Origin of the sequence: Microbulbifer elongatus (genome assembly GCF_020524885.1) — a bacterium.
Taxonomy (GTDB): Bacteria; Pseudomonadota; Gammaproteobacteria; order Pseudomonadales; family Cellvibrionaceae; genus Microbulbifer; species Microbulbifer elongatus_A.
Map to the genome: position 1 here is coordinate 319,467 of NZ_JAIVKJ010000001.1, position 20,289 is coordinate 339,755.

Sequence of the window (20,289 nt, forward strand, 5' to 3'; positions counted from 1 at the left end):
CTCTGTAGCATAAGTGGGCTCCTGCGCCATTTGATCAACTTTGGCGTGGGAGCCCCAGACCACCTCGTGGAGGTTGCACGATAATTCCAAAGCTTGTTTGGGACTAGTTAGTCGCTATGAGGCCCGCTTCTGCGTGCTTTTTCTCGGCACCCTCTACGCGCAAGTGATTATTTGCACTGTGTCTTAAACTCTGTCTCATCGAGCCAGGCTTCCTGATTCTTGCAGGGATCAAACTGCTGGAAAACCTTGGCCACTACATCGGATTCTGAAAATTCCATACACCGGGCAATCGCTGCTTGTGGGCCATTCTTGGTGACGAATCGGCTTGGTTTCCAACCTTTCAATTGCCCTCTCAGGGATTCGTACGCTTTGAGATCGACGTTGCCTAAATACGCATTGGCTGAGCGATTGGCGTCAGACTTCACTGCTGCCTCGGGAAAGGATGTACCTAGACAGATTGCGGTGGCGTACTTGCGAAAATCTTGAGCTTCTTTGGTTATCGCTTGATGATTTGATGCAGTGCTCTTGCTACAGGCAGAAATTATACAGATGCTCAAAATGAGGAATGCTTGCTTTTGAGTTCCCATAGGTAAGCCTTTTTGGAAATTGGAAAATAGCATTTGTCAGAACAGGCGTTCCCATTCCAGACGGTGGCATGGCCGGAAGCATCGCTCCATTGGTCAACCTCGAAAACGAGGATACCTTTTTTATCTGTAAAGGAGATTTCTTTTGGTTTTTTATGAGTTTGGGAGAGGGGGAGCGGTTTAATTCGCTCCCCGGAGAGGTGGCTCAAGTTAGTAGTTAGCTACACATTCTCCACATTGTGATAAACCGCCTGCACGTCCTCCAGGTCTTCCAGCATATTCAAAAACTTCTCAAACAGCGCCACATCATCCCCGGTCACCTCGGTGTAGGTCTGCGGCACAAACTGGATCTCGTCCACTTCAAAATCGATATCGCCGAAGGCTTCAATCAGCGCCTGTTTGGCCTTGAAGTAATCGGTGTGCGGGGCGAATACGGAGAGTTTGCCGTCTTCGTTCTCGATGTCGGTGACATCCACATCCGCTTCCATCAATGCTTCCAGAGCCGCCTCTTCGTCGTCGTGTTTGAACACGAGGATGGCGAGGTGATCGAAGCTGTGGCTGACGGAGCCTTCGGTGCCGATCTTGGTTTTGGTTTTGGTGAAGGCCTGGCGCACGTCACCGAAGGTGCGATTGGGGTTGTCGGTCAGGCATTCGATGATGGCCATACAACCGCCGGGGCCGAAGCCTTCGTAGCGGGCGCGGGAGAAGTCTTCACCGGCGCCGCCCTTGGCCTTGTCGATGGCCTTTTCAATCACGTGAGTGGGCACCTGCTCTTTCTTGGCGCGGTCGATGAGGCTGCGCAGGGCCAGGTTGCCGTTGGGGTCGACTCCGCCGGATTTTGCGGTCACGTAGATCTCGCGGCCGTAGCGGCTGTAGACCCTGGCCTTCATGTTCGAGGTCTTGGCCATTGATTCTTTGCGGTTCTGGTAGGCTCGGCCCATGGGGTGGTGCTCCGGTATCTCTGGTATCCGATAAAGGGGCGATTTTACTGGTGCCCCGGGTGGATGAGAAGCGGGACGTAATCCGACCGAAAACCGCCCGAAAGCCCCAGGCTGGGCCACAATAGGTACTACTCCGAATCTTTGACCCTCTAACCTTTTACCCCTTCGGCCGAGGAGCCTGCATTGCAGCTAAATAATCTTCTCGAGCGCATCTTCGCCCTGGGCGACCATGGTACCAGCGTAAAGCAGGAGCTGATGGCGGGGCTGACGACCTTTGTCACCATGGCCTATGTCGTGTTCGTGGTGCCAAACATGCTGGCCAATACCGGTATGGATCTCGGCGCGGTGTTTGTGGCCACCTGCATCGGCAGCGCGGTGGCCTGCCTGTTGATGGGCTTTTATGCCAACTGGCCCGTTGGGCTGGCACCGGGCATTGGGCTTGCCGCGTTTTTTGCCTATTCCGTGGTTGGCGAGATGGGGTACAGCTGGCAGGTGGCGCTGGGCGCGGTGCTGATTGCCGGCGTGTTGTTTGTGCTGATGAGCCTGTCGCGGGTGCGCGCGTGGATCATGGAGAGCATCCCCCTGTGTCTGCGCTATTCCATGGGGGCCGGGGTGGGACTGTTTCTCGGCCTGATTGGCCTCAAGTCCGCGGGGATTGTAGTGCCGAGTGATGCCACCCTGCTCGCACTCGGCTCCCTGCGCGAGCCGCCCGCGCTGCTGGCGCTGCTGTGTTTCCTGCTGATTGCGACCCTCAGTCACTGGCGCGTGTTCGGCGCTTTTCTGGTCAGTATCCTGGTGGTAACGCTTATCGGTCTGGCGCTCGGCGAGGTGGAGTACAAGGGGCTGGTCTCGGCGCCACCGAGCCTGGCGCCCACCTGGATGGCGATGGATATACGCGGTGCACTGGACCTGAGTATGGTGAGCGTGATCCTCGCGTTTCTGTTTATCAATATTTTCGACACCGCCGGCACCCTGATGGGGGTCGCGCACAGGGCGGGGCTGATCGAGCCGGATGGCTCCATCGAAAAGCTGCCGCGCGCGCTCAAGGCAGACAGTACGTCCAGCGTGCTGGGTGCGTTTGTTGGGTGCCCACCGGTAACCAGTTTTGTCGAAAGCGCTTCGGGGGTTGAGGCCGGCGGGCGAACCGGGCTCACCGCGGTTACCGTGGGGGTGCTGTTTCTGCTGTGTGTATTTTTCTCTCCCCTGGCGGGGATGATTCCGGCCTACGCGACGGCGGGTGCGCTGATTTATGTGGCCATGCTGATGATGGGCGGCATGGCGCAGATTCGCTGGGATGATCTCACCGATGCGATTCCGGCGGTGGTGACCATGATCATGATGCCGCTGACCTTCTCCATCGCCAACGGCATCGCCCTTGGATTTTTGACCTATACGGCGCTCAAGCTGTGCACCGGGCAGCACCGGCAGGTGTCCCTGAGCCTGTACATCCTCAGCGCGGTTTTCCTGGCCAAGTTTGCATTTCTCTAATTTTGAAGGGGGGCTCGGGGTGCGGGCCCATTGACGGCGTTCGCGGTGGGAACCGATTTTGCAGGATACTTTTGGTGTAATAACACGGTGTACTAACAGTGTGTACGGAAAGTCCAGAGCAACGCCGAACCGGGGAGCAGAACACTTGAAACCGTTACCGCCAATCCATACCCATACCAATCCCGCTGATTTGTCTCAATGGCTGCGCAGCCTCGCAGAACTGGCGGTGGCGTCGGTACACCCGGACAACCTGATGCCCGCCAATCTACCCACTCCTGGCCGCAAGACCCTGGTGGTGGGAGCCGGCAAGGCGAGCGCGGCCATGGCTGCTGCCCTGGAGCGGGCGTGGCAGCAGCAGTATCCACAGGCGGATCTCTCGGGGCTGGCAGGACTAGTAGTTACCCGCTACGACCACGGCGCCCGCTGTACCCGTATCGAGGTGCTGGAAGCGGCGCACCCGATGCCGGACCGGCTCGGTGAAGAGGCGGCCGGCAAAATGCTTGAATCGGTTGCCGGACTTACAGAAAACGACCTGGTAATCGCTCTGATTTCCGGTGGCGGCTCCGCGCTGATGAGCCTGCCGGCGCCGGGCCTGACGCTGGCGCAAAAGCAGTCTATAAACCGCGCGCTGTTGCGCAGCGGCGCGCCCATCCGCGAGATCAACACCGTACGGCGGCACCTATCGGCCATCAAAGGCGGCCGGCTGGCGGCTGCTGCTCACCCCGCGCGCGTAGTTACCTACCTGATCTCCGATGTACCCGGCGACGATCCCACACTGATTGCCTCTGGCCCTACACTGCCGGACACCAGTACACCCGCCGATGCGCTGGAAATTCTGCAGCGTTACAACATCGACCTGGAGCCGGAGGTAAAGGAACATCTGGCGTCCGCCGATGCCGGTCCCAAACCCGATGACGTTGAGTTTTCCGGTGACAGCTCTCTGATACTGGCAAAGGCTGCCGACGCGCTGGAAGCCGCGCGTGAAGCCGCCCAGGCTGCGGGCATTGATGTCCGGGTGCTGGGTGACAACCTGGAAGGGGAGGCGCGGAAGCTGGGTGCAGAACACGGCAGACTGGCACTGGATTGCCAGCCGGAAACCACTCGGCCGCTGCTGATTCTGTCTGGCGGTGAAACCAGTGTCACTGTCACCGGCAGTGGTCGCGGCGGCCGCAACGTGGAGTATTTACTCGGGCTATTCAAAGCCCTGAAGGGCGCCCCGGGAATATACGGCCTCGCCATCGACACCGACGGTATCGATGGCTCTGAAGATAATGCCGGTGCGCTTTTTTCGCCGGATGATTGGGGCAAGATGCAATCCCAGGGGTTGAACCCTGACGATTACCTCGCCAACAATGATGCCTACAGCTTTTTTGCCGAACTGGATAACCTGATAGTGACCGGGCCCACCAGAACCAATGTCAACGATTTCCGCGCAATTCTGATACTTCCTCATGTGGATAAGTAGCGCTGCGCTCGGTTCAGGATGAGATTGCTGGCTAAGCTGTGTCTATAACATCGCTCTCCGGTCACATATTGTCGGTGAGCTAGAGATACAGAAAGTCAAAGAGAGTCCAATGACCCAGATCCCCGCCAGCCAGCGCACCGCTAACCCACTGCGTCGTACGAAAATTGTCGCCACCCTGGGGCCGGCCAGTGACAAGCCCGGTGTGCTCGACAAGTTGATCAGTGCGGGTGTGGATGTAGTGCGGCTTAATTTCTCCCACGGTACCGCCGATGACCACCGTCGCCGTCTGCAACAGGTGCGGGAGATCGCCGATCGACAGGGCAGGACCGTGGCGGCCTTGGGAGATCTACAGGGACCGAAAATCCGCATCGCGCGCTTCCGAGAAAACCAGGTCATCCTGCGAGAAGGTGAATCCTTTGTGCTGGATATGGCGCTGGACACCAACGACGGCGATGAAAAACGCGTGGGGTGCGACTACAAGGCACTTGTCGAGGATGTAACCGCAGGGGATGTGTTGCTGCTGGACGACGGGCGCGTTGTGTTGAACGTGGAGCAGGTCACCAGTCGCCATGTATTGACCACCGTTGCCGTGGGTGGGCGGCTCTCCAATAACAAGGGGATCAACAAACAGGGCGGTGGCCTGTCCGCCGCCGCGCTGACCGACAAAGACAGGGCCGACCTGAAGACTGCCATCGACATCGGTGTGGATTACCTGGCGGTATCTTTTCCGCGCAGCGCGGCAGACATGCAGGAGGCCCGTGAATTACTGGGGGAGCGCGGTAAACACATCGGACTGGTCGCCAAGGTTGAACGCGCCGAGGCGGTAGCCGAAGACGAAATCCTCGACGAAATTATTCTCGCCTCCGAGGCGGTGATGGTGGCGCGCGGCGATCTGGGGGTGGAGATTGGTGACGCGGCGCTGATAGGCGTGCAAAAGCGCATGATCAAGCGCGCCCGCCAGCTCAATCGCGCCGTGATCACCGCCACCCAGATGCTGGAAACAATGATTACCGCTCCCTTGCCCACTCGCGCGGAAGTGTTTGACGTGGCCAATGCGGTGCTGGATGGCACCGATGCGGTGATGCTGTCGGCAGAGACGGCAGCTGGGGATTACCCGGTCGAGGCGGTGGAAGCGATGCACCGCCTGTGCCTGGGCGCCGAGCGGGAGCGTTCGGCACAAGAATCCGGCCACCGGATGCACCAGGGGTTTACCCGTATTGACGAGACCATTTCCCTGTCAGCCATGTACGCGGCCAACCACCTGGAAGGTGTCACCGCCATTGCCTGTATGACGCAGACTGGTTACACCCCGCTGATCGCCTCCCGAATCCGCTCCGGCCTGCCCATTGTCGGCCTCGCCCACGACCCCATCGCGCAGCGCCGCATGGCCCTCTACCGTGGCGTGATTTCGGTGCTGTTTGTGCCCGGCGAAAAGGAGGGGGACCGCGAGTTGAACCAGCGTGCTCTGGACACCCTCAAGGCGCGAGACATCGTCAAGCAGGGTGACCATGTCATCCTGATTCGGGGGGATCTCATGCAGTCACACGGTGGCACCAACACGCTCAAGATTCTCGAAGTCATGTGATTGTCGGGCTCTGATGGCACTGGCAAAGTATTGTGTGGCGCAGATTGCCACGCGGCTTGGCGGCAAAATTGCATTCCCCGGTAGAAGCGGGACGATAATGCGGTATTCTGCAGAAGCGAAGTCCATTTTAGAAAAGCCAACCTTGAACAGAGGGCAGTGCCACGAGCGCTACCAGCTCAAATAACGATCGAAGTTGAACATTACACCGAGCCAGCATCCCTAAGTTACTGATATGGGGTTCTGGCCGCGGGCGGCATAGCCAGCCCGCCAGGGTCGCAAGGGAAACCGAACGGCCTCCCGTATTTGGAAAGGTGATGAAACAAAACGAAATTCTGGAGGACGGTCACGGCCGTCGCTTCTACTATCTGCGCCTGTCGGTCACAGATGTCTGCAACTTCCGTTGCGGCTACTGCCTGCCCGACGGCTACCAGGCCACCCCGAAAGGCCCCGACCTCAGCGTCGCCGAGGCCGCCACCGTCACCCGCGCCTTCGCCCAACTGGGCACCCGGAAAGTGCGCCTGACCGGCGGCGAACCCTCCCTGCGCAAAGACCTGCCGGAACTCATCCACAACGCCAAAACCACCCCTGGCATCCGGCGCGTGGCGGTTACCAGCAACGGTTACAAACTCCCCAGTGTCATCGACAGCTGGCACCACAATGGCCTCGACCAGCTCAACATCAGCATCGATAGCCTCGACGACCGTGAATTCGCCGAGATCACCGGCCACGACTGCCTGCCCAAAATCCGTACAGGTATCGACCGCGCACTGGAGCTGGGCGTTCAGACCAAGGTCAACGCCGTCCTGCTCAGCGATGGTGCGCAGGCCCGCCTGCACCAATTTCTAAACTGGCTAAAAACCACCCCCGTCACCCTGCGCTTTATCGAACTCATGCAGACCGGCGACAACCGCAACTACTTCGCCAGCAACCACCTGCGCGGCAGCGACATCGAACAACAGCTGATTGAGACCGGCTGGCAACTGCTGCCCCGAGCCTTGGACGCCGGCCCCGCCCGCGAATATGTCCACCCCGACTACGCGGGCCGCATCGGTCTCATCACCCCTTACAGCAAAGACTTCTGCAACAGCTGCAACCGCCTGCGCATCTCCGCCCAAGGCAAACTGCATCTGTGTCTGTTTAGCGATACCGGTCTCGACCTGCGCGAAACCATCCGCAACGGCGATGCCGATACCCTGGCAGCAAAAGTGAGGGCACTGATCGGCAACAAAGAGGTGAGCCACTATCTGCAGCAGGGAAATACAGGCGGAACCCAAAACTTATCCATCATTGGTGGGTAATTCTTCAATGCTAACAAAGTACAAAAATTAGAATTGAAGAGCGGGCGTCGGGTGAAAGGTTTCAGGATCGTCGGCAACAGGGATGTTGCCGACGAAGCGTACAGGGATGTATTCACAGCGGTCCTGAAACCTTTCACCCGATGACCGCTCGCCACAGAACCAAGAACAGAGCACAAAAACCATGAGCCACGCCCCAAAAGACCCAAATCAAAAACTCAACATCGCCATCCTGACCGTCTCCGACACTAGAACCGAAGAAAACGACACCTCCGGAAACTACCTGGTAGAGGCCCTGAAAGCAGACGGCCACAACCTCGCCGACAAAGCCATTGTCATCGACGACAAATATCTCCTGCGCGTCAAAGTCAGCGCCTGGATCGCCGACCCGGAAGTTCAGGTCATCATCACCACCGGCGGCACCGGCTTTGCAGGCCGCGACTCAACCCCGGAAGCTCTGGCTCCTCTATTCGATAAACATATCGATGGCTTCGGCGAAATGTTTCGCTCCATAAGCTATGAGGAAATCGGCTCCTCCACCATTCAATCCAGAGCCCTCGCCGGCCTCGCCAACCGCACCCTCATCGCCTGTCTGCCCGGCTCCACCGGTGCTTGCAAAACCGGCTGGACAAAACTGCTACAGGAGCAGCTTACTGCCAGCCATATGCCCTGTAACTTCGTGGGCTACCTTTCAAAATAATTCGCTCAAAGCAACTAGCAAAAAAGTAACCCCATGACCCTCACGCACCTCAATCAACAGGGCGAAGCCAGCATGGTCGATGTCACCGACAAAGACATCACCGACCGCTCCGCCCGCGCCCAGTCCGCCATCGCTATGTCCGCTGAAGCCTTTGCGCAACTGAAAGCCGGCAACAACAAAAAGGGCGACGTGCTCGCCACTGCCCGCATCGCCGGTATCCAGGCCGCCAAGAAAACCGCCGACCTGATACCGTTGTGCCACCCGCTGGCGCTCACCAAAGTACAGGTGGATTTCGAACTGGATGAGGCTGCCAATATCGTCAATATTTCCAGCTACTGCCGCCTCGCCGGCCGCACCGGCGTGGAGATGGAAGCGCTTACCGCTGCCAGTGTTGCCGCTCTCACTATCTACGACATGTGCAAGGCCGTCGACCCCGCCATGGTGATCGGCCCTACCAAATTGCAGGAAAAAACCGGCGGCAAGCGCGGCCACTGGACGCCGCAAAGCGCGGAGGAAAGCTCGTGATCAAGGTATTGTTCTTCGCCAGCCTGCGCGAGCAGTTACAGCGGGATGGGTTGGAAATCGAAGCGGCGGGTTTGACCAGCGTGACACAGCTGCGCAGCAAACTGGCAGAGCAGGGCGCAACCTGGCAGAGCGCCCTCAGTAACGAACAGTTGCAGGTCGCGCTCAACCAGAAACTCTCCACCATGGATGCTGCGATCCAGGATGGCGACGAGGTTGCCTTCTTCCCGCCTGTCACCGGAGGCTGAAGTGGCTGTGGATATCTCTGTTTCTGTGCAGGCGGAAGGCTTTGATCCCGGTGTCGAGTACAGTCGCCTGCGCAATGAAAACTATTCCGATGGTGCCACCAGTATGTTTGTTGGCAATGTGCGGGATTTTTCCCCGACAGCTTTGCTCGGCTTTCCTGAAGCGTCGCTCGACGAGACTGGCGGTCGCCAGTCGGTCACCGTGCTTGAGCTTGAGCACTACCCGGGTATGGCGGAGTCAGCACTTACCGACATCGCCCGTCAGGCCGCAGCCCGTTGGCCGCTCGGGAGAGTCAGGATTGTCCACCGCTACGGCCCGCTGAACGCCGGCGAGGAAATAGTATTTGTAGGTGCGACCTCCACCCACCGGCAGGACTCGCTGGATGCTTGCGCCTTTATTATGGATTTCCTCAAAAGCCGTGCCCCTTTCTGGAAAAAAGAAGTGGGTGAGCCTGGCGACTTGGGCACCTGGGTAGAGGCCCGCAGCAGCGACGAAAAAGCATTGAAGAAATGGTAAGCAGATTTTCCGTTAGCGTGTGAGCACTCACTACTTGTAAGCCTGAGTACTTTCGTTAGCTCATCTTATGGCCGCGTATGAAATTTGAACTGATTCTGGAAATACGCGCTACTTTGAGTGTTGTGTCACATCCTCTCATCGCATGGTGGTAGTGATACCTGTCACATTATCGAGATTATTTCGCTTTCTCTTTGAATTTTAAGAAAAAATTCTTCTCCAACTCTCTGCGCGAGTTTTGAAGCGCCTCACATATCCCCATAGGCCGGTTGCAATACAATCTGCCCGGCTAAGGCTGTCACTCCGACGTTCGTTGGATATTTTAAGAATAAACCTTGGCAACTAATTTCAAGGGCGGGGTTTGAGGTTTAAGGGATATGTGCAGAATTCTGATCACTCTGGCATCAGCGGTGCTGCTGTCATTGTCCGTTCTGGTAAATGCCCAGAATGTCAGCCGCGAGGAAATTCGCGGGCTCGATGAACAGATTCAGGACGTTAAGAAGGACGTTATCAGCCTGACTTCCGAACTGAACCGCCTGGAAGAAAAGCTACTCTTCCCCTCCAATACCCAGGTAGCACTCTTTATCTCCTTGCCCAACAGCCAGGAATTCAGCCTGGAGTCCGTCGAAGTGAAGCTGGGCAACCAGGTCGTCGCCCACCACCTGTATACCTACCGCGAAATTGAAGCCTTGCAGCAGGGCGGTGTGCAGCGAATCCACACCGCCAATGTGCAGACCGGCGCGCACCCACTGGAAGTGAGTTATATGGGCAAGTCGAAAGCGGGTAAAGAGTACCGTGCGACTGCCAGTTACAGTGTGGAAAAAGCAGTGGGTCCAAAATTCGTTGAGATCCAGATCGCTGGCAACCAGTCCGCCATCAATTTCAAGGACTGGTAAGCATGTTCCCCCGTCTGGCCTGTGCAATCGCCGGCGTTACTCTCGCGAGTGTGTCGGCGTTCAGCTCGCTGCACAGTATTCCTGTGCAGGCCAAAGCGCCCCTGGACCCGGGAGCGCTGCATACTGATGAGCTCAAGGACCTGTTCTTTGGTGAGGCGCTGTTCAATGCCTACCAGGACAATTACGTCGATGCTATCTCAGGGCTGGACACGGAGCTTCAGCAGCACCGCCTGCTGGACGATCCCGAGCTTGACCCCTTCAGTGTGCATTTCGGTCAGGCTGAATTTGCCGTGGGTGACCTGGAGCTTTCCTACCGCATGCATCGGGAGGCCGGTCGCGCGATGCAGCAGGTGCTGCAGGGCAATGTGGCGCAGCCGATCAAAAATGAGGCCGCGTACCGGCTGGCAAAAATTCATTACCAGAAGCAGCAGTTCGCCAATGCCCTGCATGCACTAGAGCTGATCCAGGGGCGAGTGCCCGAGCGGGTGCGCGCCGATGAGCAGTTTCTGCGGGCGCGGGTGTATATGCAGCTTGGCCGTTTCGAAGAGGCAGTGGCACTGCTGGAAGACCTGAAAGGGGAAAAGTCCCTGCAGGGTTTTGTGGAGTACAACCTGGGTATCGCGCTATTGAAAGCCGGCGAAACCGAAAAGGGCGTGCTGGTACTCGATGGCCTCGGCCGCAATGCTGGCAGTGGCAATGCCAAGCAGGCATTGCAGGACAAAACCAATCTGCTGCTGGGCAACCAGCTGATGAAGGCGGAAGAGTACGACCGCGCGCGCAATTACTTTGATCGCGTGCAGCTCTCCGGCCCCTTTTCTGATCAGGCGCTACTGGGTGCCGGCTGGGTAGAGGCCAACGCGGGGCGCTACGATCGCGCCCTGGTGCCCTGGCAGATGCTGAAAGAGCGTCGGCCCACCGACGCGGCCGTGCACGAGGCCATGCTGGCGGTGCCTTACGCCTACGGCAAACTGGATGTACACAGCACCGCAGCGGTGAACTACGGCCAGGCGCTGGACCTGTTCGGCGAACAGGTGGATGTACTTACTGACTCCATTACCAGTATCCGCGAGGGCAGGTTGCTCGAGGCGCTGCGCCGCAAAGAGGCGAGCCAGGTCAAGAACTGGGTGGTGGAGCTGCGCAAGCTGCCCGATGCCCCGGAAACGCACTACCTGCTCGACCTGATGGCGTCCAACGACTACCAGGAATTCCTGCGTAATTACCAGGACCTGAACAGCCTGTTCGAACGCAACCGCGACTGGCTACAGAGCCTGGAGGCGTTCGAGGAAATCATCGCCCTGCGTCGCAGCTACTACGAGCCGATCCTTCCCGGCCTCGATGTGACCTTCCGCCAGATCGATGCCCGCATCAAGATGCGACTGGAGCAGCGGCAGCGCTTGGCCGCGCGTATCGACAATCTGCTGGTGAACCGCCGCCCGGAATTACTGGCAAAAAGCAGCGAAACCGAAGCGCGCCTGATTCTCGAGCAGGTCCGCGAAATCCTTGCCTACAATCCCAGCCTGAACAGCGAAGAGACTGAAGAGCGTATCGCGCGTCTCGAGGGCGTGTTGAAATTCCGCCTGTCCCGCGAGTTCGATGACCGTTTGACCAAAGCCTACAAGAACCTGCAGGAACTCGACGGTGTGATCGCCACGCTGCAGGAGACCTACCAGCGCTATGTGCGTACCCGTCAGGCGGCTACCCACAGCTATGAGGGTTACACCGACCAGATTGCCAGCCTGCGCGGCGGGCTGCATCGTGCACAGGATCGCATTGACCAGTTGATGGCACGCCAGGGCAGCATGCTCGAGCAGCTCGCGATTCACGAACTGGATCAGCGCCGCGCACAACTGGAGAGTTATCAGATCAAGGCCCGCTTTGCCCTTGCTGATAGCTACGATCGGGCCAACGAGTTGCAAGAGCGGCGCGAAGACGAGCGCAAAGTTGAGCAGTATCAGGAGCAGGTGGAACAATTGAAGCAGGTCCAGCCTGATCAGGACGTACCTGCTGTGAACCCGGATGGCGAGCCTTTGCCCACTGATAATCCGCCCGAACTGCAAGCGCCGGATCAGGAAAATTCAGAGCCTGAAGTGGAAAGCTCGGAGGGTGCGGACGATGCGTAATCGCGAAATGGCCAAGAATCGGCTCAGCCTGAATTTCAGCCGCGTTGCCCTGGTGTCTGCGGCTTCCGCGGCACTGTTGTTGAGCGCTTGCGCCAGCAACAGCGGAGGCACCATCGGCAGCCTGCAGAAAGTGGATATCAAAATTCAGGAAACCCGGATTGACGGTAGCCTGGAAAAAGCGCTCGCCAGTTATCAGAAATACCTGCAGGAAACCCCGGAGACGGCCCTCACGCCGGAAGCCATCCGCCGTATTGCCGACCTGAAAATCAAGCAGGCACACCGCGCGGAAGAGGGCGCTTACTCCTCGTCGACCGAGACGCGCATTCTTTCCGAGGAAGATGTCACCTCTGCGATTACCGCTGCTGCCGCACGCAAAGCAGCAGCAGGCCAGGTCAACCTGGATGCACCGCAATCCGCTGCAGTTACGACAGCAGCTCCCGCTACCGAGGTCGCGCTGGAGGGCGTGGCCCGCGCCAGTGATGAAAACCAGGCAGACTTTGAAGCCCGCGCGACCGCATCGGTGGCGATTGAGGGAGGGGAGGTCGATGGCTCCCTGCCCGGCGACAACCCCGACGCTTTGCTCGCTGCCAATGCCCGCGAGGCCATCGCGTTGTATCAAAAGCTGTTGGTGCAGTACCCGCACTACGAGCGCAACGACCAGGTGATGTACCAGCTCTCCCGCGCCTATGAGGAAACCGGGGAGATCGAAGAGGCAGTCAATATCCTGCGCCAGCTGGTTGCCAAATATCCCGCTTCTCGCCATCTCGATGAGGCCTATTTCCGCCTCGGCGAGTACTACTTTACCCGCAAGAAATACCTGGACGCGGAAGAATCCTACGGTCGCGTGATCGACATGGGCGTGGCCTCCAGCTTCTTCGAACTGGCGATATACAAGCGCGGTTGGGCCCTGTTCAAGCAGGACATGTACGAGATGGCACTGGACGACTTCGTACGCATGCTTGATCACAAGGTGTCCCAGGGCTACGACTTTGAACAGCAGTCGAACGAGACCGAGCGCAAGCACATCGAGGACACTTTCCGCGTAATCAGCCTGAGCTTCTCCTACCTGGGTGGTGCGGAATCCATTGTCGATTACTTTACCCGTAAGGGGACGCGGGACTATGAGTCCTACGTCTATAGCCACCTCGGTGAATACTATCTCGACAAGCGTCGTTACCAGGATGCGGCAAAGTCCTACACCACCTTCGTAGAGCGCAACCCACTGCACCGGGTGTCTCCGGACTTCTCCATTCGCGTGATCGAGATTTACCAGAAAGGCGGCTTCCCACGCCTGGTGCTTGAGGCGAAAAAAGAGTTCGCGAATACCTATGCGCTGGAGGCCAAATACTGGACCGTATTCGATATCCAGGAATACGCCACAGTGGTGGAATTCCTGCAGGCCAACCTGATTGACCTCGCGAGCCACTACCACGCGGCTTACCAGAATGTGAAGCCGAAAGACGAGCAGTTCGCGAAGAAGCGCGGAGAGAATTACGCGGAGGCCATTCACTGGTACCGCCGCTACCTGAGCTCGTTTGCGGATCAACCCAAGGCACCGGAAATCAATTACCAGCTCGCGGGCCTGATGCTTGAGAACAAAGATTTCCTCAACGCCGCACAGGAGTACGAGCGCACCGCGTACCATTACACCGGTCATGAAATCAATGAAAACGCCAGTGAGGCCGGCTACGCGGCGGTGTTTGCCTACCGCGAGCACCTGAAAAATGATCTGGCAAAAAGCAGCACCGCACAGAAGACTGCCATACAGAAAGAGATCATCCGCTCTTCCCTGACTTTTGCTGAAACCTTCCCGCAGCATGGAAAGGCGCCACAGATTCTGTTGGGCGCGGTGGATGATCTATACAAGCTTAAGAGCTTTGCCGAAACCATCCAGAATGGCCGCCTGTTGCTGGAGAAGTTCCCCGCTGCAGAGCACGAGATTCGCCGCTCTGCCTGGCTGCTGGTGGCCCACGCCTCGTTCGATACTGAAGCCTATACCGACGCAGAGGCCGGCTACCGCCAGGCCCTCGCCATGACCGCCGCCGATGCCAAGGATCGCGCCGACCTGGTGGATAACCTGGCTGGCTCCATTTATCAGCAGGGCGATGTGGCCCGTCGTGCTGAAGATCACCTGGCCGCCGCCGAGCACTTCCTGCGCATTCGCAACGCGGCACCGGGGGCATCCATTCTCGCCACCGCCGAGTACGACGCTGCCGCATCTTTGATTCAGCTGGAAAATTGGACGCGTGCCGCCGATGTGCTCAAGGCATTCCGTGCGAACCATCCCCAGCACGATCTGCAGAAAGAGGTCACCAAGAAGCTGGCGGTGGTCTATCAGGAAAGCGGCCAGTTATTGTTGGCCGGCGCAGAATTCGAGCGTATCGAACGCGAATCCGATGATGAAGACGTGCGTCGTGAAGCGCTCACCCAGGCTGCGGACCTTTACGGTGCAGCCAAGAGCTACGACAAGGCGCTTGCTGTACTGAACCGCTACGTTGAGCTCTTTCCGAACCCCATGGAGCCGGCGCTGGAAACCCGCCAGCGTATTGCCGATATCTACAACAACAGTGGCAACCGCAAGGCCTACTTCAATACCCTGGAAGAAATGGTGCGCATCGAGGCGCGCGGTGGTAACGAGCGCAATGACCGCACGCGTTATCTGGCCGGTAGCGCCGCACTGCAGCTGGCCGAGCCCAAGTTTGATGCCTTCAAAGAGATCGCCTTGGTCGCTCCGCTGGAGCGCAACCTCAACAACAAGCGCACGCGCATGAAAGCTGCCGTCAGCGCGTTCAGCGACCTCATCGATTATCAGGTGGCAGACGTCACCGCAGCCGCCACTTTCTATCTGGGCGAAATCTACCTGCACTTCAGCCGAGCCCTCAAGGACTCCGAGCGTCCCACCAATCTGAATGCGATGGAGCTCGAAGAGTACGAGCTGGCGCTGGAAGAGCAGATCTATCCGTTCGAAGAGCGCGCCATTTCCGTACACGAGAAAAACATCGATCTTATGGCAGCCGGCATTTACAACCGCTGGGTAGGCCAAAGTATCGGCCAGCTCGCCGGTCTCGTGCCCGCCCGCTATGACCGCCCGGAAGATGCGCACAACATCGTCATGACGATAGTGCCGGTACCGGATGTAGAGGAAGAGAAAGAACCGGAGAAGGCTGAAGCCGCCGAGCCGACAGTATTGGCGGAGACGGAAACCGAGGGAGACAAAGGATGATTATCACCAAGCGTCTTCTAACCGGCTTCGCTTGTATCGCGGTGCTGCTACTCAGCGCCTGTGCTAGCGGCCCCAAAACCTCCAACCGCCCGGTTGACCCCATGAACGTCAAGGTCGCCGGCGGCGTTAACCGGGACTTCCTGCAGGCGGTGGAATACCTGCAGGGCGAACGCTACCCGGAAGCCGTCGAGCTTTTGCAGAGCGTCGTAGAACGCGAACAGCGACTGTCCGCGCCTTACGTAAATCTCGGTATTGCCTACTTTAAAATGGGCGACGAAAAGCATGCGGAAGAGTCGTTCCTCGAGGCGCTTCGCGCAGCTCCCCTGGATCCGGTCGCCAGTAACGAACTGGCCGTACTCTACCGCCACCAGGGCCGCTTTGATGAAGCCCGCAAAACCTACAACGACGCGCTCGCACTACACCCGGAACACCTACCGCTGATCAAGAATCTCGGCATCTTGTGTGACCTTTACCTCCAGGATGTGAATTGTGCACTCGCACAATTCCAGCAGTACCTGAAATATGAACCTGAAGACCCCAAAGTCTCCATCTGGGTGGCTGACCTGAAACGGCGGGCCAATTGATGAAAGCAAAAATATTCACGAAGTCGATCGGTTTCTCCCTGCTAGCCCTTCTACTGGTGCAGCCACTGGCGCATGCACAGGAAGAGAGCAAAGAGTCACAAAAGAAGGTCGACAGCGAAGTAAAAGAACTGTCTGGTATCTCCATTATCGGTAACAAGGAGGCGCCCAAGTCACTTTACATCGTGCCTTGGAAAAGCTCCGAAGTCGGGGTGGAGAGCGGCTTGAACTCCAGCCTGTTGGATCCGAGCCTGCAGCCACTGGATAAGGAAGTATTTGAGCGAGAGCTTGAGTTTTACGAACTCAGTCTTACAGAAGACTGAGAACCAAAAGCTAACGAAGTACCCAGGCCAGAATTGAAGGCGGGGTGCCGGGGGCGAGTTTTCAAAAGCGTCGGCGACACGGACGTCGCCGACGCAGCCTACAGGGATGTATTTATGGCGGTTTTGAAAACTCGCCCCCGGTGCCGCGCCGCCACCGGGCTCTAAATAGAGCTCAAAAAGCTAGCAACGAAGTAAAAACCTATAGGTAAAGCGGAAAAGAACCGCGGAACCGAGAAAGAAAACCAAGAGGGCAAATGATGGATTTCTTTAACAGCGTAATCGCGTTTTTTCAGACTGGTGGTATTTTCATGTACCCCATTCTGGTGGTATTCGCGCTCGGCACCGCGGTCGCCATTGAGCGATATATCCGCCTCGTCTACGAACGCAGTACCAACCGCGCCACCTGGGAAAAGGTACAACCCGTACTGAACACCGGCGACTTTGACCGCGCACGTAACCTCGTCAAAGACGACAACACCGGTGTAGGCCGCCTGCTCGCCATGGGCCTCGAACGTCAGGGCGCCGTACGCCGTCGCGAAGACATCGAGATCGCCATGGAAGAAAGCATCATGGAGAGCATCCCGCAGCTGGAAAAGCGTACCCCCTACGTTGCGCTTGGCTCCAACATCGCCACGCTGCTCGGCCTGCTCGGCACCATTATGGGCCTTATCGAAGCCTTTACCGCCGTAGCCAACGCCAACCCCGCGGAAAAAGCAGACCTGCTCTCCGCCAGTATCTCTGTGGCGATGAACACCACCGCCTTCGGCCTCATGGTGGGTATCGCACTGCTGATCGTGCATGCGCTGCTTAACTCCCTTACCGGCCAGATCGTTGACAGCCTCGAAATGGTCTCGGTGAAAGCACTTAACATCATGTCTTCCGGTACTCGCCGCCGCAGCGATGCCGCCAAGGAAGAAAAGGTCGCTGAACCGAAGTCTGGCAAACCCGTGAATCGCGACGTGCAGCAAACCCAGCAGGCCCAGAAAAAAACGGCCTCTGCTACTGAAGAAGTGACCAAACCGGAATCCGCGTAATGAGAAGCAGGCGTCACGGTAGAACAAAAGAAGCCCCGGAACTGGATATCACCGCATTCCTGAACCTTATGGTTGTGCTGGTGCCGTTCCTGCTGGTTTCCGCAGTGTTTTCCCGGGTCACTATTCTGGAGCTCAATATGCCCACCGGAGCCGGGGGCGGAGCGGAAGACCCGGGAGTGACCCTGGAAGTGGTCGTTCGGCAGAAAGTGCTCGAAATCAGTGATGGCGACAAGGTAATTGCGCGTTTTCCAAATCTGAACCAGCAAGAGGGCGCGGAAGCCGCGGCTGCTACAGCTGGTGAAGGTGGTGCCGGAGCGGAAGTACCGGCTGATGAGAATGGTCTGCCGATTATTCCGCCCACGGAAGAAGTCTACGACCTGGCCAAGCTGCGCGAGTTTTTGCTGCGAATCAAAGAGTCCTATCCGGAAAAAACGGATTCCACATTGTTGATGGAACAGGATGTGGCCTACGAACACCTCGTCGGCATTATGGATGCGGTGCGCAGTGCCCAGGTCATGCCCAAAGTGGAAGAGGGCGCACAGCCGGATCCTGAAGCCCAACCGGAAACGCTGGAACTCTTTCCCGATATTTCACTGGGGGATGCGCCATGAAACGTGAAAGCAGACGCATGAAGCGCATGGCGCGCAGCCGCAAGCGCAAAACGTCCGGCATGAACCTCACCTCGCTGATGGATGTATTCACCATTCTGGTGTTCTTCCTGCTGACCAACAGTGCCAGCAATGAAGCCATCGAAGCACCCAAGGTTATTACCCTGCCGGACTCGGTGGTTGAATCCAAACCGCGGGAAACCGTTACCCTCATGGTGACCCACGACGAAGTCCTGATCGAAGCCAAGCCGGTGATGAAGACCGAAGATCTTTATCAGAGTGAAGAGCTGGTGGTGGCAGCGATCCAGGAAGCGATGGTGCAGGAAGTCGGTAAAGCCGTGACCATGGCAGAGACTGAGCTGGAAGAAGCCAAAGCCGTACTCGCAGAGCGCGCCGCAGCCGGTGAAGACGTGAGCGAAGCCATGGCGGAACTACTGGCGGAGCCGCCGGAGGTGAATATCCTCGCGGACCGCACGGTGCCGTTCGCAATATTGAAGAAGGTCATGTCCAGCTGCACCAACGCCGGATACACGCGAATTTCCCTGGCGGTGATTCAAAAAGCATCTCAGAGTTAGTGAGCCTTTGTGAATAATTTTCATCAACAAAAACAGGCACTGACAGCGAAGCAGGAAGCAGTACGCCAGCAGCTGGCTGCACTCGAAGGTGAGTACGGCGAAGTTGATGGCAAGCTGGATTCGCTGCGTCAGGATGAGGCCAAGCACCAGCTGCTCGATGAGATTTCCGATCGCCTCGGAAAGCTTGAAGACGCCGGTGCCGGCGATCTGTTCTGGGCGGAGCACTATAAGCAGGATGCTTCCAAGGCGCTGATCCATCGCCTGCAGAAAACCGTCAGCATCTACCACGCAAACCTGGACTTGCTGCTTGAGCGCAAGCGCAAGATCCAGGACAAGATGGAAGACTGCCGGGACGACCTCTTTGATCTGGATGCGGAGTTCCGTGAGATTCGCCAGGCGGAAGAGGATGTTCATTACGAATACGAAGTCACCCGTGAGCTGGGCGATAACGCCTTCCGCAACGCCATCATGCCGTGGAACACCAATGGCGACGATGAGCGGCGCTTCCGCCGCAGCTTGCTCGCGTGTCTGCTGGTTGCGTTTTTCCTCGGCTTCGGTATCCATGTCTGGCAGTTGCCGGAACCGGATGAGGACGAGGTGGTAGAGGTGCCTGAGCGCCTGGCCAAACTGGTGCTGGAGAAGAAAACCAAGCCCAAGCCGCCGCCCGAGCAGGTGGTGAAAAAGCCGGAAGAGAAAAAGAAAGAGCCTGAGAAGCCCAAGCAGGAAATTGCCAAGGAAGAGCCCAAGCCCTCCAATGTGGAGAAAAAGCAGGTGCGCAAGAAGGTTGAGCGCGCGGGTGTCCTGGCATTCAAGGACAACTTCCAGGAGTTGATCCAGGATGATCTCGACCAGCGTCTGGGGCAGCAGACCCAGCTCAGTACGACAGGTAAAAAGGAAAACCGGAGTCAGCGCTCGCTCATTACCGCAGCCGCGAAATCCGGCTCCGACGGTATCAATACCGCCGCACTCAGCCGCAACGCTGGCGGTGTGGGAACGTCACTCGATGGGGTGAGCTTCTCGCGGGTGTCCAGTGGCATCGGTACCGAAGGTGACTTCGCCGGTGAAGAGCGGCCGCTTAGTGATGGCATGGGGCCGTCGCGTACCGACGAAGAGATCCAGATCGTGTTCGACCGTTACAAGTCGGCGCTGTACCGGATCTACAACCGCGAGCTGCGAAACAACCCGGCGCTGCAGGGCAAGATGGTGCTCAAGATCACCATTGAACCTGATGGCTCGGTGTCGCTGGCACAGGTCGAAAACAGTGATATGGACTCGCCCACGCTGGACAGCAAGATTGTTGACCGTGTGAAGCGGTTCAACTTCGGGCCCAAGGAGGGTGTGCCGACCATCACCATCCTGTACCCGATCGACTTCCTGCCCGCAGCCTGACGGCAGTCCAAAAAGTAGCCACCCAGGGACTCCCCCTGGGTGGCTCTGCCATTTCTTAAGAAGTTACCTTAGCTTTACTTGAGAACTGTTTGGCAAACGTAGAAAAAGTTCCCCTTACGGCGCGGCAAGTATGACTTGTTTCACGGTGCCGATTCCCCCCTTTCAATAAAGTTCCGCGACCGGTCCCTTCTCCGGTAGCGC

The 20,289-nt window shown here is 57.8% G+C and carries 20 protein-coding genes and 1 riboswitch; of the genes, 17 read left to right on the forward strand and 3 right to left on the reverse strand.

What is annotated here, in order from left to right:
• Positions 1 to 167 precede the first annotated feature (167 nt).
• From LC059_RS01305 to LC059_RS01315, 3 genes are read right to left on the reverse strand one after another with little or no spacing between them, the layout of a single operon-like run.
• Positions 168 to 587, reverse strand: a complete 420-nt coding sequence (locus LC059_RS01305; RefSeq protein ID WP_226702027.1) for a hypothetical protein — start codon at positions 585 to 587, stop codon at positions 168 to 170.
• On the reverse strand, positions 554 to 793 hold the full coding sequence (locus tag LC059_RS18080) for a T6SS effector amidase Tae4 family protein (RefSeq protein ID WP_226702028.1): 240 nt from the start codon (positions 791 to 793) through the stop codon (positions 554 to 556). Before LC059_RS18080 ends, LC059_RS01305 begins: the two co-directional genes overlap by 34 nt.
• Positions 794 to 805: 12 nt before the next feature.
• Positions 806 to 1,525, reverse strand: a complete 720-nt coding sequence (locus LC059_RS01315; protein ID WP_226702029.1) for a YebC/PmpR family DNA-binding transcriptional regulator — start codon at positions 1,523 to 1,525, stop codon at positions 806 to 808.
• Positions 1,526 to 1,708: 183 nt separating this feature from the next.
• Here LC059_RS01315 and LC059_RS01320 point away from each other — a divergent pair, with 183 nt between their 5' ends.
• The 17 genes from LC059_RS01320 to LC059_RS01400 all read left to right on the forward strand — a co-directional run bounded on the left by LC059_RS01320 (position 1,709) and on the right by LC059_RS01400 (position 20,088).
• On the forward strand, positions 1,709 to 3,013 hold the full coding sequence (locus LC059_RS01320) for an NCS2 family permease (RefSeq protein ID WP_264189096.1): 1,305 nt from the start codon (positions 1,709 to 1,711) through the stop codon (positions 3,011 to 3,013).
• Between the two features lie 145 nt (positions 3,014 to 3,158).
• Positions 3,159 to 4,478, forward strand: a complete 1,320-nt coding sequence (locus tag LC059_RS01325; protein WP_226702030.1) for a glycerate kinase — start codon at positions 3,159 to 3,161, stop codon at positions 4,476 to 4,478.
• 109 nt (positions 4,479 to 4,587) lie between these two features.
• Entirely contained in the window at positions 4,588 to 6,063 is a 1,476-nt protein-coding gene (pyk, locus tag LC059_RS01330; protein ID WP_226702031.1) for a pyruvate kinase, read from the forward strand.
• Between the two features lie 191 nt (positions 6,064 to 6,254).
• A riboswitch (molybdenum cofactor riboswitch) is annotated at positions 6,255 to 6,393 on the forward strand.
• A complete protein-coding gene (gene moaA / locus LC059_RS01335; protein WP_226702032.1) occupies positions 6,378 to 7,361 on the forward strand; it encodes a GTP 3',8-cyclase MoaA in 984 nt (327 codons plus the stop codon). Its footprint overlaps the riboswitch before it by 16 nt.
• Positions 7,362 to 7,542: 181 nt before the next feature.
• Positions 7,543 to 8,058 carry a molybdenum cofactor biosynthesis protein B gene (gene moaB, locus LC059_RS01340; protein WP_226702033.1) on the forward strand — a complete coding sequence of 172 codons (516 nt, stop codon included), beginning with the start codon at positions 7,543 to 7,545 and terminating at the stop codon, positions 8,056 to 8,058.
• Positions 8,059 to 8,091: 33 nt separating this feature from the next.
• Positions 8,092 to 8,583, forward strand: coding sequence for a cyclic pyranopterin monophosphate synthase MoaC (gene moaC, locus LC059_RS01345; RefSeq protein ID WP_226702034.1), 492 nt, complete (start codon positions 8,092 to 8,094; stop codon positions 8,581 to 8,583).
• Entirely contained in the window at positions 8,580 to 8,828 is a 249-nt protein-coding gene (gene moaD, locus LC059_RS01350) for a molybdopterin synthase sulfur carrier subunit (protein WP_226702035.1), read from the forward strand. The genes moaC and moaD overlap by 4 nt, the downstream gene beginning before the upstream one ends.
• Entirely contained in the window at positions 8,785 to 9,342 is a 558-nt protein-coding gene (locus LC059_RS01355; RefSeq protein ID WP_226702036.1) for a molybdenum cofactor biosynthesis protein MoaE, read from the forward strand. The genes moaD and LC059_RS01355 overlap by 44 nt, the downstream gene beginning before the upstream one ends.
• Positions 9,343 to 9,716: 374 nt before the next feature.
• Positions 9,717 to 10,235 carry a hypothetical protein gene (locus LC059_RS01360; RefSeq protein ID WP_226702037.1) on the forward strand — a complete coding sequence of 173 codons (519 nt, stop codon included), beginning with the start codon at positions 9,717 to 9,719 and terminating at the stop codon, positions 10,233 to 10,235.
• A gap of 2 nt (positions 10,236 to 10,237) precedes the next feature.
• On the forward strand, positions 10,238 to 12,355 hold the full coding sequence (locus LC059_RS01365) for a tetratricopeptide repeat protein (RefSeq protein WP_226702038.1): 2,118 nt from the start codon (positions 10,238 to 10,240) through the stop codon (positions 12,353 to 12,355).
• Positions 12,348 to 15,578, forward strand: a complete 3,231-nt coding sequence (locus LC059_RS01370) for a tetratricopeptide repeat protein (RefSeq protein WP_226702039.1) — start codon at positions 12,348 to 12,350, stop codon at positions 15,576 to 15,578. The genes LC059_RS01365 and LC059_RS01370 overlap by 8 nt, the downstream gene beginning before the upstream one ends.
• Positions 15,575 to 16,162 (forward strand): tetratricopeptide repeat protein, encoded by a 588-nt coding sequence (locus tag LC059_RS01375; RefSeq protein WP_226702040.1) that lies wholly within the window; start codon positions 15,575 to 15,577, stop codon positions 16,160 to 16,162. The genes LC059_RS01370 and LC059_RS01375 overlap by 4 nt, the downstream gene beginning before the upstream one ends.
• The gene (locus LC059_RS01380; protein ID WP_226702041.1) at positions 16,162 to 16,482 is read left to right on the forward strand and encodes a hypothetical protein; all 321 of its coding nucleotides are present in this window, start codon (positions 16,162 to 16,164) and stop codon (positions 16,480 to 16,482) included. Before LC059_RS01375 ends, LC059_RS01380 begins: the two co-directional genes overlap by 1 nt.
• 254 nt (positions 16,483 to 16,736) lie before the next feature.
• Complete coding sequence (locus LC059_RS01385; RefSeq protein WP_413231527.1) at positions 16,737 to 17,516, forward strand: MotA/TolQ/ExbB proton channel family protein; 780 nt, start codon at positions 16,737 to 16,739, stop codon at positions 17,514 to 17,516.
• Positions 17,516 to 18,127 (forward strand): ExbD/TolR family protein, encoded by a 612-nt coding sequence (locus tag LC059_RS01390; protein WP_226702042.1) that lies wholly within the window; start codon positions 17,516 to 17,518, stop codon positions 18,125 to 18,127. Before LC059_RS01385 ends, LC059_RS01390 begins: the two co-directional genes overlap by 1 nt.
• Positions 18,124 to 18,699, forward strand: coding sequence for an ExbD/TolR family protein (locus LC059_RS01395; RefSeq protein ID WP_226702043.1), 576 nt, complete (start codon positions 18,124 to 18,126; stop codon positions 18,697 to 18,699). The genes LC059_RS01390 and LC059_RS01395 overlap by 4 nt, the downstream gene beginning before the upstream one ends.
• A 9-nt stretch (positions 18,700 to 18,708) precedes the next feature.
• Entirely contained in the window at positions 18,709 to 20,088 is a 1,380-nt protein-coding gene (locus tag LC059_RS01400) for a TonB family protein (protein WP_226702044.1), read from the forward strand.
• Positions 20,089 to 20,289 lie beyond the last annotated feature (201 nt).